Origin of the sequence: Inquilinus sp. NPDC058860 (assembly GCF_042743185.1) — a bacterium.
Classification (GTDB): domain Bacteria; phylum Pseudomonadota; class Alphaproteobacteria; order DSM-16000; family Inquilinaceae; genus Inquilinus.
In genome coordinates this window covers 116191-131679 of sequence record NZ_JBHYMS010000005.1, presented here as the reverse complement: position 1 = coordinate 131679, position 15489 = coordinate 116191, and the positions used below count along the sequence as shown (strand labels likewise).

General features: G+C 70.5%; 13 protein-coding genes. 6 read left to right on the top strand and 7 right to left on the bottom strand.

Annotated features, from left to right (window positions below):
* Positions 1-21: 21 nt before the first annotated feature.
* Entirely contained in the window at positions 22-852 is an 831-nt protein-coding gene (locus tag ACFW16_RS05460) for a phosphodiester glycosidase family protein (protein WP_380302635.1), read from the bottom strand.
* A gap of 114 nt (positions 853-966) precedes the next feature.
* Between ACFW16_RS05460 and ACFW16_RS05455 the strand changes: the two genes are divergently transcribed.
* From ACFW16_RS05455 to ACFW16_RS05440, 4 genes are all read left to right on the top strand, one after another.
* Positions 967-1824: a hypothetical protein gene (locus ACFW16_RS05455; protein WP_380302633.1), complete on the top strand. Its 858-nt coding sequence runs from the start codon at positions 967-969 to the stop codon at positions 1822-1824.
* Positions 1825-1999: 175 nt separating this feature from the next.
* On the top strand, positions 2000-3178 hold the full coding sequence (locus ACFW16_RS05450; RefSeq protein WP_380302631.1) for an efflux RND transporter periplasmic adaptor subunit: 1179 nt from the start codon (positions 2000-2002) through the stop codon (positions 3176-3178).
* Positions 3179-3186: 8 nt separating this feature from the next.
* Entirely contained in the window at positions 3187-6363 is a 3177-nt protein-coding gene (locus ACFW16_RS05445) for an efflux RND transporter permease subunit (RefSeq protein ID WP_380302630.1), read from the top strand.
* A complete protein-coding gene (locus ACFW16_RS05440) occupies positions 6360-6932 on the top strand; it encodes a cytochrome b (protein WP_380302628.1) in 573 nt (190 codons plus the stop codon). Before ACFW16_RS05445 ends, ACFW16_RS05440 begins: the two co-directional genes overlap by 4 nt.
* Before the next feature lie 9 nt (positions 6933-6941).
* On the opposite strand, the gene ACFW16_RS05435 is transcribed toward ACFW16_RS05440, so the two are convergent.
* Entirely contained in the window at positions 6942-8195 is a 1254-nt protein-coding gene (locus ACFW16_RS05435; protein WP_380302626.1) for an Hsp70 family protein, read from the bottom strand.
* A 208-nt stretch (positions 8196-8403) separates the two neighbouring features.
* Here ACFW16_RS05435 and ACFW16_RS05430 point away from each other — a divergent pair, with 208 nt between their 5' ends.
* The gene (locus ACFW16_RS05430) at positions 8404-9558 is read left to right on the top strand and encodes a helix-turn-helix transcriptional regulator (RefSeq protein WP_380302624.1); all 1155 of its coding nucleotides are present in this window, start codon (positions 8404-8406) and stop codon (positions 9556-9558) included.
* 14 nt (positions 9559-9572) lie between these two features.
* On the opposite strand, the gene ACFW16_RS05425 is transcribed toward ACFW16_RS05430, so the two are convergent.
* The 4 genes from ACFW16_RS05425 to ACFW16_RS05410 form a co-directional block, all read right to left on the bottom strand.
* Positions 9573-10586, bottom strand: a complete 1014-nt coding sequence (locus tag ACFW16_RS05425) for an LLM class flavin-dependent oxidoreductase (RefSeq protein WP_380302622.1) — start codon at positions 10584-10586, stop codon at positions 9573-9575.
* A gap of 92 nt (positions 10587-10678) precedes the next feature.
* Entirely contained in the window at positions 10679-11011 is a 333-nt protein-coding gene (gene cutA / locus ACFW16_RS05420) for a divalent-cation tolerance protein CutA (RefSeq protein ID WP_380302621.1), read from the bottom strand.
* 33 nt (positions 11012-11044) lie between these two features.
* Positions 11045-12010 carry an agmatinase gene (gene speB / locus ACFW16_RS05415; protein WP_380302619.1) on the bottom strand — a complete coding sequence of 322 codons (966 nt, stop codon included), beginning with the start codon at positions 12008-12010 and terminating at the stop codon, positions 11045-11047.
* 27 nt (positions 12011-12037) lie between these two features.
* Complete coding sequence (locus ACFW16_RS05410; protein ID WP_380302617.1) at positions 12038-13378, bottom strand: glutamine synthetase family protein; 1341 nt, start codon at positions 13376-13378, stop codon at positions 12038-12040.
* A gap of 185 nt (positions 13379-13563) precedes the next feature.
* Between ACFW16_RS05410 and ACFW16_RS05405 the strand changes: the two genes are divergently transcribed.
* A complete protein-coding gene (locus ACFW16_RS05405; protein WP_380302615.1) occupies positions 13564-14934 on the top strand; it encodes a glutamine synthetase family protein in 1371 nt (456 codons plus the stop codon).
* 6 nt (positions 14935-14940) lie between these two features.
* Here ACFW16_RS05405 and ACFW16_RS05400 read toward each other — a convergent pair whose 3' ends face one another.
* A complete protein-coding gene (locus ACFW16_RS05400) occupies positions 14941-15480 on the bottom strand; it encodes an AP2/ERF family transcription factor (RefSeq protein ID WP_380302614.1) in 540 nt (179 codons plus the stop codon).
* Positions 15481-15489: the final 9 nt, after the last annotated feature.

Sequence of the window (15489 nt, the reverse complement as noted above, 5' to 3'; positions counted from 1 at the left end):
CTCGGCCACGGGATTGTCGCCCTAGCTGACCGGCGCGGCGCGGTCGAAGGCGGCAAGGATCGGGCCGACCCGGATGCCCCAGCCGACCGACAGCCCGTCCGGCGCCGACAGGGCCGAGACCGAGCCGTCGAGATAGAGCGCGTCGCGGCAGCCCAGCGCGTCGCGGAACAGCCGGGCGAAGCTGCCGAAGCTGACGCCGTCCCGCGAGATGGCGAAGACCACGGTGTGGCCGTCGCGCACGCCGACGCCGTTGCGGATCTTGCGCGACGGGCCGTCGTCGCTGAACAGCGGGTGCAGGGCGCCGTCGATGACCAGCAGCGGGCCGGACTGGGTGGCGATCCCCGCGGCCGGGGCCTGCCGCAGATAGGCCCCGGTCTCCAGGATCCCGGCGCTTTCGCCATCGACATAGAAAACGCCGTTCGGCTTCATGAAGAAGTTGCCGTCGCCGTCCCCCTCATTGGCCGGGTTGAGCTGCCGGCCGCCGGAGACGAAGAGGCCGACCGGCGACAGGTCCTCGTGGTACATGCCGGCGTTCATCGACACCACCGGCGGGTCGCCCGCCGCGGCCATCGCCCGCTTGAAGGCGTAGAGCGAGCCGTAGGGCCGGCCGTCGCGGTCCTGCCAGAACAGCCCGACGCGGTAGCGGCGCAGGTCGATCTCGCAGACGGTGTAGTCGGCCGCCTCGAAGGACACCGCCCGGCACGGCTGGGCGGCGGCCCGGCTGTCCGGCGCCGTGAAGCTGGAGGATCCCGGGGCCGCGGCGGGCGGCGGCGAGGCCGGCTGGGCGACCTCGGCGGGCCTGGGCGTGCTGACGGCCGAGCCGCAGGCGGCGGTCAGCAGCAGCGCGAACATGGAGAAAAGCCTCGCCAAGTGACGTCCGTCATGGGGCCGGTGACATATCAGCTTCATACAGACCGCCTAGCCTGCCGCGCGTTCGCATCATTCATGCCGGGGGATTCGCACCAAATGATGACATGGCTTCGCCTCGGGCTGATCGGCCTGCTGGTGTCCGCTGCCGGGACCGCGCAGGCCGCCGACCCGCTGACGGGCAAGGAATACAAGGTCCTGCTCGATCCGGCAAAGTTCCAGGCGCAGCCGGTCGCCACCGCCAACACCTTCCTGTCCGAGCTGCGGACCAGGCTGACCGCCGCCGGCTTCGACCGCACGGTCGACGGCAGCTTCGCCGTCGATAAGGTCCGCACCGTCCGCTACTACGATTCGCCGGGCAGCTGCCGGCTGAACAACCTGGGCTACAGCTTCCGCGAGCGGGTCGAGGGGACCGAGCGCGAGATCAACCTCAAGTTCCGCTCCGACAGCCAGTCGACCGCGGCCAACACGGACGTCAGCGGCAGCCACGGCGACGCCGAGACCAAGCTGGAGGCGGACATCACCCCGCCCTTCAAATGGGTCTACTCCCATTCGACCACCGAGCCGCTGTCGGCCACCAAGAACCTGAACATCCTCGACGACGTGGTCGATCTGTTCCCACCGACCGAGGATCTGAACCTGCCGAGCCAGGAGGCGCTGAGCATCGTCGGCGCCCTGTCGATCACCGAGCGCACCTATGACGGGCCGCAGAGCGACCTGGGCCAGCAGGACGCCGAGTTCGACCTGACGCTGTGGTATGCCAACGGATCTTCGACCGTCGCCAACGCCGAGGTCTCGTTCAAGGTCGAGGACAAGGACGGCGACTTCACCGCCAAGGTCGACCAGCGCTCGAAGCTGATCTTCGACACCATCCGCGGCATGACCGGCTGGGTGTCGACCAGCCCGACGACCAAGACCCAGTGGGTCTACCAGTACCAGCCGAACTTCTGCAACTGAGCCTCTGGGAACGGGCCGGATGACCCCTCGTCCGGCCCGTTTCGTATCGAATTGTGCAATGCAGCAACGCTGAGACATTTCGCGACAATCCCCGCTCCGCCCGGACACAGTTCTGAGACAAGCGCCCCGCACTCTTCGCCCCAGGCCATAGGGAGCGGCAGGCATGGGACGCCCGATGATTCGGACGTTGGCGGGAGTTGTGGCGCTGGCCCTGGTCGGCGGGCTGGCGGGGCTGGGATGGCAGGCGTCGCGGAGCACCGCGGCGACGACGACCCAGGTGACCGCGCGGCCGGCCCCCAGCGTCGTCGTGTCGCCGCCGCTGGTGCGGCGGGTGGTCGACCAGCGGGAATATGCCGGGCGGTTCGAGCCGACCGCGAGCGTGGAGATCCGGGCCCGGGTCTCCGGCTACCTGCAGTCGATCGGCTTCGAGGACGGCCAGATCGTGCAGGCCGGCCAGACCCTGTTCACCATCGACCCCCGCCCCTACCAGGCGGCGGTGTCCGAGGCGCAGGCGCAGCTGTCCAGCGCCCGGGCCCAGCGCGACCTGGCCGATCTGGAGCTGCGCCGGGCCGAACAGCTGGTCGGCACCTCCGCCGTCTCCCGCTCCACGCTCGACCAGCGCCGGCAGCAGAAGCAGGCGGCCGACGCCGCCTTCGAACTGGCCCAGGCCGGGCTGACGCGGGCGCAGCTGGACCTCGACTTCACCGAGATCAAGGCGCCGATCAGCGGCCGCGTGTCGAACCGGCGGATCGATGCCGGCAGCCTGGTGTCCGACCCCGGCACCCTGCTGACCACCGTCGTCGCGCTGGACCCGATCTACTTCGTCTTCGACATGAGCGAGCGCGACTTCGTCGCCTATGGCCGGGCGGTGAAGTCGGGCGATCTGCGCTCGATCCGCGACCGGGACGTACCGATCGAGGCGCGGCTGCAGGACGATGACGGCTGGCCCTATTCGGGCACGATGAGCTTCGTCGACAACCGGCTGGAAAGCGGCGCCGGCACCATCCGCGCCCGGGCCGTGCTGGCCAATGCGGATCTGTTCATCACCCCCGGCCAGTTCGGCCGGCTGCGCCTCGCCTCCTCCGGCGAGCACGACGCCCTGCTGGTGCCCGAGGCGGCGCTGCTGACCGACCAGGCCAGCCGCATCGTCCTGACCGTGGCCGACGACGACACGCTGCGGGCCACGCCGGTCCGGCTCGGCGCCCGTCTGCCCGGGGGCCTGCGCGTGGTCGAGAGCGGGCTCAAGGCCGAGGACCGGGTGGTGATCAACGGCCTGCTGCGCGCCCGCGCCGGCCAGAAGGTGGTGCCGCAGCCCGGCGAGATCGCGCCGGCCGCCACCGCGATGGTCGACTGAGCCCGATCATGCGCCTGCCCCATCTCTGCATCGAGCGGCCGATCCTGGCGACGGTGCTGTCGGTCCTGATCGTCCTGATCGGCATCGCCGGCTACGTCACCCTGCCGCTGGCGCAGTACCCGGAGATCACGCCGCCCACCGTCGTCGTCCGCGCCCAGTATCCCGGCGCCTCGGCGGAGGTGGTCAGCAGCACCGTGGCCGTGCCGATCGAGCAGGAGATCAACGGCGTCGAGAACATGCTCTACATGTCCTCGCAGGCCACCGGCGACGGCCAGCTCAGCATCACCGTCACCTTCGCGCTGGGCACCGACCTCGACGAGGCGCAGGTGCTGGTGCAGAACCGGGTGGCGGTGGCCGAGCCGCGGCTGCCGGAGGAGGTCCGCCGGCTCGGGGTGACGGTCCGGAAATCGTCGCCGGACATCCTGATGGTGGTGCAGCTGTTCTCGCCGGACGGCTCACGCTCGCCGCTGTACCTCTCCAACTACGCCACCCTGCGGATCCGCGACGCGCTGCTGCGGGTCGAGGGCGTCGGCGACGTCCGCCTGCCGACGGCCCGCGACTACGCCATCCAGGTCTGGCTGGACCCGGACGCGGTCGCCGCCCGCAACCTGACGGCCGGCGAGGTCGTGGCGGCGCTGCGGGCCCAGAACGTGCAGGTCGCCGCCGGCGTGGTGAACCAGCCGCCGGTGCCGTCCGACGGCGCCTTCGAGCTGAATGTCGAGACGCTGGGGCGCCTGTCCGACCCCGCCGAGTTCGAGGACATCATCATCCGGACCGACGCGGACGGCCGCGTCACCCGGATCCGCGACGTGGCCCGGGTCGAGCTGACGGCGCAGAGCTTCCGCGGCGGCGCCCTGTTCGACGGGCGCACCTCGCAGCCGATCCAGGTCTTCCAGCAGCCCGGCTCGAACGCGCTGGAGACGGCCGACCGCGTCGTCGCCGCGATGGCGCAGCTGGGCCGCAGCCTGCCGGCGGGGATCGAATACGCCATCCCGTTCAACCCGACCCGGTTCATCGCCGAATCCGTCGACGAGGTCTACAAGGCGATCTTCGAGGCGATCGCGCTGGTCGTGCTGGTGGTGATCCTGTTCCTGCACAGCTGGCGGGCGGCGATCATCCCGATCCTGGCGATCCCGATCTCGCTGATCGGCACCTTCGCCGTGATGGCCGGGCTGGGCTATTCGCTGAACAACCTGTCGCTGCTCGGCCTGGTGCTGGCCATCGGCATCGTCGTCGACGACGCCATCGTGGTGGTCGAGAACGTCGAGCGGCACCTGCGCGCCGGGCTGTCGCCGAAGGAGGCGGCGCACAAATCGATGGAGGAGATCAGCGGCGCGCTGATCGCCATCGCCCTGGTGCTGTGCGCGGTGTTCGTGCCGGCGGCGATGATGTCCGGCATCTCCGGCCGGTTCTTCCGCCAGTTCGCGGTGACCATCGCCGCGGCCACCGCGATCTCCGCCTTCGTGTCGCTGACGCTGAGCCCTGCCCTATGCGCCCTGCTGCTGCGGCCGCACGGCGACCGCGCGGCCGAACCCCGCAATCCGCTGCTGCGCGGCCTGGCCGCCGGCGCCCGCGGCTTCAACGCCGGCTTCGACCGGCTGTCGCTCGGCTATGGCGGGCTGACCCGCCGGCTGCTGCGCGTCGGCCTGCTGGTGCTGGTCGCCTATGCCGGGCTGCTGGGCCTGACCGGCTGGCAGTTCAGCCGGGCGCCGACCGGCTTCATCCCGGTGATGGACCAGGGCTATTTCCTGACCGCGGTGCAGCTGCCGCCCGGCGCCGCCCTGGCCCGCACCGACGCGGCGATGAAGGCGGTCTCCGACCGGCTGGACGCGACCCCGGGCGTGGCCCACACGGTCGCCATCGCCGGGCTGGACGGCGCCACCTTCACCAACGCGTCGAACAGCGGCGTCGTCTTCGCCATCCTCGATCCCTACGAGGCGCGGGCGACGCAGGGCCAGACGGTCGACCGGATCATCGCCGACCTGACCGCGCGCCTGGCCGACGTGCCGGAGGCGCGGGTGGTGCCGATCAAGCCGCCCTCGGTCCGCGGCATGGGCAACACCGGCGGCTTCAAGCTGATGATCGAGGACCTGGCCGGCGGCACGCCGGAGGAGCTGGAGGCGGCGGTGCGCCAGGTCGTGGCCGCGGCCGGCCAGTCGCCCGAATTCACCAACGTCTTCAGCCCCTTCAACACGGCGACGCCGAAGCTGTACGCCGATATCGACCGGGTGAAGGCGGAGATGCTGGGCGTGCCCGCATCCCGAGTGTTCGAGACGCTCGAGATCTATCTCGGCTCGGCCTATGTGAACGACTTCAACCTGCTGGGCCGCACCTTCCAGGTCCGGGCCCAGGCCGACGCCCGGTTCCGCCGGGACCCGGCGGCGCTGGAGGGGCTGAAGACCCGCAGCGACTCCGGCGCCATGGTGCCGCTGGGCTCGGTCGCGACCTTCGAGGAGCGGGCCGGCGCCTACCGCATGCCGCGCTACAACCTGTACCCCGCGGCCGAGGTGCAGGGCGCCGCCGCGGCCGGCGTGTCGACCGGCACCGCGCTGGATCGGATGGAGCGGATCGCGGCCGAGACCCTGCCCGAGGGCTACGGCTTCGAATGGACCGAGGTGGCGCTGCAGGAGCGGCTGGCCGGCACCAGCGTCCTGCTGATCTTCGCGGCCTCGGCGGTGTTCGTTTTCCTGCTGCTGGCGGCGCTGTACGAGAGCTGGACCCTGCCGCTGTCGGTGATCCTGATCGTGCCGATGTGCCTGCTGGCGGCACTGACCGGCCTCCTGGCCGCCGCCATGGACGTCAACATCCTGGCGCAGATCGGGTTCGTGGTGCTGATCGGCCTGGCTGCCAAGAACGCGATCCTGATCGTCGAGTTCGCGCGCCAGGCCGAGGCCGCGGGCGCCGACCGCGCCACAGCCGCGATCGAGGCGGCCCGGGTGCGGCTGCGCCCGATCGTGATGACCTCGCTGGCCTTCATCCTGGGCGTGGTGCCGCTGGTGCTGGCCACCGGCGCCGGAGCGGAGATGCGCCAGTCGCTGGGCGTGGTGGTGTTCTTCGGGATGATCGGCGTCACCGCCTTCGGCCTGATCTTCACCCCCGCCTTCTACGTCGCCTGCCGCGGGCTGGAGCAGGCGGCCCGGCGCCTCGCCGCGCCGTCCCCATCGCTGCAGAAGGGCCATGAATGACCACGGATGTGATGACCGCCGCCGTCCGGCAGACCACCGGGCGCTACACCGCCACCGCGCAGGGACTGCACTGGGTCTCGGCCACCCTGATTCTCGCCGTCCTGGTCCTGGCCTGGGTGATGGAGAGCCTGCCGAACGGCGACGCCTCGCGCGGCACCGTTGTCATGCTGCACAAATCGGTCGGGCTGACGATCCTGGCCCTGACCGCCGCACGGCTGGTCTGGCGGGCGATCCATCCGCCGCCGCCGGCCCGTTGGGCGGCCTGGGAATCGGCGGCGGCCACGGCGAGCCACTGGCTGCTGTACCTCGTCCTGCTGGCGATGCCGCTCAGCGGCTACCTGATGTCCGCCGGCCGCGGCCGCGCCATCCCGTATTTCGGCCTCTTCGACGTGCCGCTGCTGACCCCGGCGACCGACGCGATCTGGCGGATCGGCAGCACCGTGCACGCGGTGGGGCAATGGGCGCTCTATGTCCTCGTCGCGCTGCACATCGCCGCGGCGGTCTGGCATGTCGCCGTCCGGCGCGACGGCACCCTGGACCGGATGCTGCCGGAGCAGACCGGGACTTGAGCCCGGATATCAGGGACCGTAGCGGCGCTGCGCCTCGATCGCCAGGCCGACCCCGACCGCACCGAAGCTGTCCCCCTCCACCACCCGGGCGGCCGGCGCCTCGGCCAGCGCCGCTGCGCGGAAGGCCGGCAGCAAGGCCGAGCCGCCGGTCAGGAACACGGCGTCCAGCCGATCCGGGGTGAGGCCCGCCGCCTGGATGCAGCGCCGGATCAGCGCCGAGAGCCGGCTGACCGCGTCGCGGATCGCCGCGTCCAGCACCGCCCGGCCGGCGCGCAGCCCCAGCTTGGGCTCGACCAGGCGCAGGTCGATCACGGTCGGGTCCTTGGCCCCGAGCGCGATCTTCGCCGCCTCGACCCGCAGCGCCAGGCCGTGGCCGAGATTGCCCTCCAGCACCCGCAGCAGCCGGTCGAATTTCTGCGGGTCGCGCGATTCCCGGCGCACGTCGCGCACCTCCGCCACCACCTTGGGGGCGTAGAGCGCGTTGATCCGGCTCCAGGTCGCCAGCATGTGGAAATAGCGGCTGGGCGCCACCGCGCCCGGCCGCTTCATCTTCGTCCCCATGCCCAGCGCCGGCATCACCGTGGCCAGGCTGAACAGCCGGTCGACATCGGTGCCGCCCAGCCGGATGCCGTCATTGGCCAGGATGTCGGCGGCGCGGTCCGGCAGCGCCTTGCGCTGCGGCCCAAGCCGGACGATGGAGATGTCGGAGGTGCCGCCGCCGATGTCGACGATCAGCGCCACCTCCTCCCGGTCCAACCCGGCCTCGTAGGTGCGGGCGGCGGCGATCGGCTCGTATTCGAAGGACACCTCGGCGAAGCCGGCCTCGCGCGCGATCGCCTGCAGCGTGTCCTGGGCTTTGCTGTCGCCGGCCGGGTCGTCGTCGACGAAATGCACCGGCCGGCCGTGCACCACCCGCTCCAGCGCGTGGCCGCAGGCGGCCTCGGCCCGCGCCTTCATCTCGGCCAGGAAGATCGCGATGACCTGCTTGAAGCCGATGCGCTCGCGCCCGACCCAGGTGTCCTCCTCGATCAGCGGCGTGCCCAGCACCGACTTGATCGAGCGCATCAGACGGCCGTCCAGGCTGTCGACATAGGAGTCGATGGCCGAGCGGCCGAAGCGCGGCGCGCCGCCGACCAGGTCGAACCAGATGGCGCTGGGCAAGGTCGTCGCCGTCTCCTCCAGCGGCAGCAGCCGGGCGCCCCCGGCGTCGACGACGCCGAGGGTCGAATTCGAGGTGCCGAAATCCAGGCCGCAGACCGCCATCTCCGCCTCCGCTGCAACGCCGAAAAGCCCCGGATCCGGTCGGACGGGGCTGAAAGGGGGCGGGTTTTAGCGCGGATGCCGCGCCGGGGGAAGAGGCCATGCGGATGCGCCAGATACGACGCGAAGCCGGAGACCAGCGATAAAATGTCCGTCAAAATCGGCGCGTTTCCCATGTATCATCATCGGCCATGCGCAGCCCATCGGGGGGATGGATCATGCTACGCCGTCGATCCAGGGGGTCGATCGCCATGCGGCCGGGGCCCAGGTGATCGGAGCGGTCCGTCCGGAGCAGTTCCGAAACGTCGAAGCGCTGTTCCTGGATGCCGCGCTCGACCCCGACCTGTGGCCGGTTGCCCTCGGGGCCTTCGCCCGGGCGGGCGGCAGCGAGGCGTCGCTGTTCATGACGGCGCAATCCGCCACCGGGCTGGGGGCGCCGTCCGCCGGATTCGAGGAGATCATCGAGGCCGCCACCGCCGATGGCTGGCCGCAAAGGAATCCGCGATTTCCGCGCATCAACGCCCGGACCTGGACGAACTTCGTCTGCGACACCGAGCTGCTGACCGCCGACGAGATCGCCCGCGACCCGTTCTACAATGAGCTGCTGCGGCCCTTCGGCCTGAAATGGGCGGCGGGGTCCGTCCTGCTTTCGAGCCCCACCCTCGGCCCCGTGGTGCTGACGCTGGAGCGGGCGCTGGAGGCCGAGCCGTTCACGCCCGCCGAGCTCGCGGCCATCGACCTGCTCAGGCCGTCCTTCGCCCGCGCGGTGCGGCTGGCCGAAAGCCTCGGTTTCCGCAAGCTGGACGGCATGATCGAGGGGTGGGAGGCCGCGGACATCGCCGGGGCGATCCTCGGCCCGCAGGGTGCCGTCCTCCGGACCACCGGCGCGCTGACGGCGCTGCTCGGAGACGGGCTGATGATCCTCGGGAATCGGCTGACCGCGATGGCGACGGACGACAACCGGCGCCTGCAGGCCGGCCTCGACGGCAGCGCCCGGCCGCCGGGCGCTGCCGCCGGCCCGATCCTGGTGCGGCGGCCGAGCGGACGGCCGCCCCTCGTGGTCGACATCTCGCCGCTGGCCCGGGACCGGTTGCTGGTCTTCAACGGCGCCCGGGCCATCGCCGTGGTCCGCGACCCGGCCCGACTCTCGGCGTCATCCGAGCGGCGGCTGGCCACGCTGTTCGGCCTCTCCCGTGCGGAAGCCCGGCTCGCCGCCCTGCTCGGCAGCGGCGTGACGCTGGCGGAGGCAGCGGAGCGCCTGACCATCCGCTACGAGACGGCCCGGACCCAGCTGAAGTCGGTGTTCGTCAAGACCGATACCCACCGGCAGGCCGACCTCGTCGCGCTGTTCGCCCGGCTGGGCTGACGGCCGGCGGCGGCTCAGCCCGCCGGCAACCCGAACGCCCCTGCCACCAGCTCGTAGGAGCGCAGCCGGGCCGCGTGGTCGTGGATCATGCTGGTGATCATCACCTCGCTGGCCACGGTCTCGCCGGCCAGCCGCTCGATCTCGGCCTTCACCGTCTCCGGCGTGCCGACGATCTGGTTGCGGCGGGCGTTCTCGGCCACGCGCTTCTCTTCCAGCGTGTAGGGGTAGGACAACGCCTCCTCCGGGCTCGGCAGCACGCCCGGCCGGTTGGTGCGCAACCGTACCCAGGACAGCTGGTGCGGCGCCGCCAGCCGCTCCGCCTCCGCCGCGTCCTCGGCGCAGTAGACCGAGACGGTCAGGATCGAATGCGGCTCCCGCATCGCCGCGGAGGGGCGGAAGCTGGTCCGGTACAGATGCATCGCCGGCATCGTGTATTGCGGGCTGAAATGATGGGCGAAGGCGAAGCCGACGCCGATATGGGCGGCGAAGCGGGCGCCGAAGTCGCTGGAGCCGAGCATCCAGACCGGCGGCAGCGGCACGTCCTCCGGCACCGCGCGGACCGCCCGGAAGCCATGGTCGGCCGGGAAGGTGCCGTCGGCGAAGGCGCGCAGCTCGGCATATTGCTCGGTGAAATCATCGGACACGACGGCGTCGCGCGACCGGCGCATCGCCAGCGCCGTCAGCTGGTCCGACCCCGGGGCGCGGCCGAGGCCGAGGTCGATCCGGCCCGGATGCAGCGCCTCCAGCATCTTGAAGGCCTCGACCACCCTGAGCGGCGCGTGGTTCGGCAGCATCACCCCGCCGGACCCGACGCGGATCCGCTGCGTCACCTGGGCGACATGGCCGATCAGGATCTCCGGCGCGGTCGAGGCCACGCCGGGGATCGAGTGGTGCTCGGCCACCCAGTAGCGGGTGAAGCCCAGACTGTCGGTCAGCCGGGCGAGATCGAGCGAGTTGCGGACGGCCTGGCCGGACGGGGAGCCGGAGGCGATCGGCGCGAGGTCGAGGACCGAAAGCGGCAGTGTCATGATCTGAACTTTGGCGGTCGCGGCCCCGGTTCAAGGCGCGAGGCGATCCGGCACGGCTGCGGCGCGGGCATGGCCGTCATCCGCCGCGAACGTCATCCGGGGCTGGACAGGGGCAGAGACTCGTGCCGGATCCAGTCGAGATAGGCGGCGTCGCCGGCCTCGACCCGCAGCGCCGTGATGCAGGGCAGCTCATAGGGATGCAGCTCGCGCACCCGGGCGGACAGGGCGGTGAAGCGGTCGGCCCGGGTCTTGGCGATCAGCACCGCCTCGGCCGCCTGCTCCACCCTGCCCTGCCAGCGGTAGATCGACCGCATGCCAGGCAGGATGTTGACGCAGGCGGCCAGTCGCTCCTCGACCAGCGCCCGGCCGATGCGGTCGGCCTCGGCCTCCGAGGGGGTGGTGATATAGGCGAAGACGACGGCCATGGTCTCCTCCATGGACATTCCGCAGGGATGGTGTCAGGCGCCCGCCAGAGAGCCGCGGCGGGCCGCCACGCCCGGGGCGGCCGCGCAGAGCAGCTCGAACATCAGGGTCGCCCCGGTCAGGGCGGTGAGGCCGGACGGATCGAAGGGCGGCGCGACCTCGACCAGATCGGCCCCGATCAGGTCCAGCCCGGCCAGGCGGCGCACCATGCGCTGGGCCTCGCGGGTGGTGATGCCGCCGATCTCCGGCGTGCCGGTGCCCGGCGCCATCGACGGGTCGATGGCATCGATGTCGAAGGTCGCGTAGGCGGGCCCGGATCCCAGGATCTCCAGCGCTTCGTCCATCACGTCGTCGGGGCCGCGGCGGTCGAACTCCTCGATGAAGACCATGCGGATACCGCAGGCCTTGGCGAAGTCGTAATTGCCGGCGTCGGAGATCGAGCCGCGCAGCCCGATCTGGACCATCCGCTTCGGGTCGACCAGCCCCTCCTCGATCGCCCGGCGGAACGGCGTGCCGTGGTTGTAGGGATTGCCGAAGAAGCTGTCATACGTGTCGGAATGGGCATCGAACTGGATCAGCCCGACCGGATGGCCCGTGGCCAGGCCGCGCAGGATCGGCAGCGATACCAGATGGTCGCCGCCGGCCGACACCGGCACCGCGCCGGCCCGGCGCAGATCGGCGTAGAAGGCGGAGATCGACTCCAGCGACTTCGCCAGGTTGACCGGGTCGACCGGGGCATCGCCGCAATCGCCGACCCGCACCAGGTCGTAGGGCGAGACGCCGGTGACGTGGTGCACGCGGCGCATCAGGCTGGACTGGTTGCGCAGCTCGCGCGGGCCGTGCCGCGCCCCGGCGCGGTTGGTCACGCCGCCGTCGAAGGGCACGCCGACCAGGGCGACGTCGACCTCGGCCGGTGTCGCCACCGGCAGGCGCATGAAGGTCGGGATGCCGGCGAAGCGCGGCACCTGGCCGGAATCCAGCGGCTCGAACTTGCCCACCATGGTCACCTCCCGATCTTATCGGCCGGCTCAGACGTTCAGCAGCAGGTTCTCGCGCTCCCAGGAGCTGATGACGCGGTGATAGGCGTCGTACTCCTTGTTCTTCACCCACCACACCGCGTCGACCAGCTTCTCGCCCAGCACCTCGCGCAGCGGGCGCGAGGCGGAGAACTTGTTGAGGCTGTCGTAGAGATGGCGCGGCAGGGTGAAGGCCAGGCGCTTGGCCGAGCCCTCGACCGGGTTCGACGGCTGCATCTCGTTGACGATGCCGAGATAGCCGCAGGCCAGCGAGGCCGCGAACATCAGGTAGGGGTTGCAGTCGGCGCCGGCCACGCGGTTCTCGACCCGCTTGGCCTGCGGCTCGTCGATCGGCACGCGGAAGCCGACCGTGCGGTTGTCCATGCCCCAATGGACGTTGATCGGCGCGTCGCTCTCGGGGTCGAGGCGGCGGTAGGAGTTCACGTTCGGCGCGAACAGCGGCATCGCCGCCGGCACGAATTTCTGCAGGCCGGCGATATAGGACAGGAACAGGTCGCTGTTCCCGCCGTCCTTGGTGGCGAACAGGTTCCGGCCGGTCTTGGCGTCATTCACGCTCTGGTGCAGATGCATGGCGCTGCCGGGCTCGTTCTGCAGCGGCTTGGCCATGAAGGTGGCGTAGACGTCGTGGCGCATCGCCGTCTCGCGCACCGTGCGCTTGAAGATCAGCACCTGGTCGGCGAGCTCGAGCGGGTCGCCGTGGTTGAAGTTGATCTCGATCTGGGCGGCACCCGCCTCATGCGCCAGGGTATCGACGTCGAGGCCCATCGCCTCGCAATGATCGTAGATCTCCTCGAAGATCGGATCGAATTCGTTGACCGCGTCGATGCCGTAGGACTGGCGCCCGGTCTCCGGCCGGCCGGACCGGCCGATCGGCGGCTCCAGCGGGTAGTCCGGGTCGATGTTCTTCTTCACCAGGTAGAATTCGAGCTCGGGCGCCACCAGCGGCTTCCAGCCCTTCGCCTCGTACAGCTTCAGCACCCGCCGCAGCACATGGCGGCAGGACAGCTCGCAGGGGCTGCCGTCGACATATTCCGCGTCGCAGATCACCTGCGCCGTCGGCTCCTCATACCACGGCACCATCCGGATCGTCTCCGGGTCGGGCACCATGTAGATGTCGATATCGGCCGCGTTGGTGACGTCGTCGTCGGGGTAGTCCCCGGTCACCGTCTGCATGAAGATCGATTCCGGGATCCGCATCCCGCGGGTCTTCAGGCCCTTGATGAACTTGTCGTCGGGCAGGATCTTGCCCCGGGCGATCCCGTTGATGTCCGGGACCAGGCACTCGACTTCGGTCACGCCATGGTCGTGAATGAAGTCTTCCAGTTTTTGCATAAAATCATGGCCAGCCCCTTTAGGCGGACCCCGCTTCTCGTTTCAGCCGGGTCACCATAGCCGAGCCCCCCGGGGGGGTGGGAAGGACAAACCGGTGTCCGCATGGCCGCTCCGACTCGGCCCGGCTTGACACGTAACGGCCGGCTGCGAGGATGAGAGCTTCGTGGCAACAATTGCGTGACCAAATGCATGAACGCACATCGAACGACATCGTAAGGAATTTCCGCGCGCAATTTCCTGACATCACGCACATCGACGCCCTGGTCTGCGACATGTGCGGCGTCCTGCGCGGCAAGAAGGTCCCGATCGGCACGCTGGACAAGATCTTCCGCGACGGCCTGACCTTCCCCGGCTCCCTCTTCGCCACCGACATCACCGGCGAAACGGTCGAAGAGACCGGCCTCGGCTTTGCCGACGGCGACGCGGACCGCGACTGCCTCCCCGTCCCCCACACCCTCGACCCGGTGCCGTGGCTGTCGCGCCCGACCGGCCAGGTGCTGCTGGCGATGCGGGACCTCGACGGCTCGCCCTTCTTCGCCGATCCGCGCACCGTCCTGGCCAACATCGTCCGCCGGCTGCGGGACGACGGGCTGCACCCGGTGGTGGCGGTGGAGCTCGAATTCTACCTGGTCGACCGCAAGCGCGGCGAGGACGGGCGGCCGCGGCCGCCGGTGTCGCCGATCAGCGGCAAGCGCCAGGACACCACCCAGGTCTACGGCATCGACGAGCTGTATGATTTCAACGACCTGCTGCACGAGATCTACGACACCTGCGTGGCGCAGGGCATCCCGGTCGACAGCCTGGTCTCGGAATACGCCCCGGGGCAGTACGAGATCAATCTGCGCCATGTCGACGACCCGCTCGAGGCCTGCGACGACGCCGTGCTGTTCAAGCGCGTGGTCCGGTCGGTCGCGGCCAAGCACGGGGTCGAGGCCACCTTCATGGCCAAGCCTTATCCGGACCAGGCGGGCAGCGGCTTCCACATCCATATGAGCCTCTTGGACGCCGCCGGCGCGAGCCTGTTCGCCGCGGAGGACCCGCACGGCACCCCGATGCTGCGCCACGCCATCGGCGGCCTCGGCGCCACCATGGCCGAGGGCATGGCGGTGTTCGCCCAGAACCAGAACGCCTTCCGCCGGTTCCAGCCGAACTCCTACGTGCCGCACGCGCCGACCTGGGCCGCCAACAACCGCAGCGTGTCGCTGCGCATTCCGCCGGGCAAGCCGGAGGACCGCCGGGTCGAGCACCGCGTCGCCGGCGCCGACAGCAACCCCTATCTGGTGGTCGCGGCGGTGCTGGCCGGGGCGCATTACGGCATCAGGCGGCAGATCGATCCGGGCCCGCCGATCCAGGGCAGCGCCTATGACAAGATCGAGCCGACCCTGACCTCGTCCTGGATCGTGGCGCTGGAGCAGCTCGACGGCTCGGCCTTCTTCAACGAGTATTTCGGCCGCCGGTTCCTCGACGTCTACCTGGCCCTGAAATGGGCCGAGCGGGACAAGTTCTTCTCCCAGATCAGCCAGCTCGAATACGACTGGTACCTGAGCAAGGTCTGACGTGGGCTAGGCCCGTTTCCGGCGCTCCTCCGGGCCGGCCGCGACGGTCGCCGGCCTGGGGGAATGCCGGGCCGGCACCTCCAGCGGCCGGACCGCGGCCGCGGGTTCCGGGTGGTTCGGCCGCTGGGCCGCGGCCTTGCGGTCGGGTGCATGGACCTCGAGCAGCTCGGTCAGCCGCTCCTGATTGCCTGCGGTCATCTCGGCGCGGGTCGCGAAGGCCAGCTCCCGCGCCTCGCGCTCGCCGAGCAGGGCGATGGAATACTTCTTCTGCCGGCGCACGCCGTCCTGCGTCCAGTAGGCCGTCCAGAAGGCGGAGGTCCCGCCGGGACGGACATAGCGCGAGACGCCCGGCACGCCGTGCGGCGTGTTCCTGCGCGGCAGCAGCCGCGTCCGCAGCGACCGGATCTCGTGATGCTCGTCGAGATGCTCCAGCGCGAATGCCTCGGCGGCGGCCTTCGCCTTGGCCGACGACCCGTGGACCAGGTCGGAGAAGAACTTGCGCGTGTGCCGCCCCGCGACCGAATACCGCACGAGCCAACCGAGCATTCGCTTTTC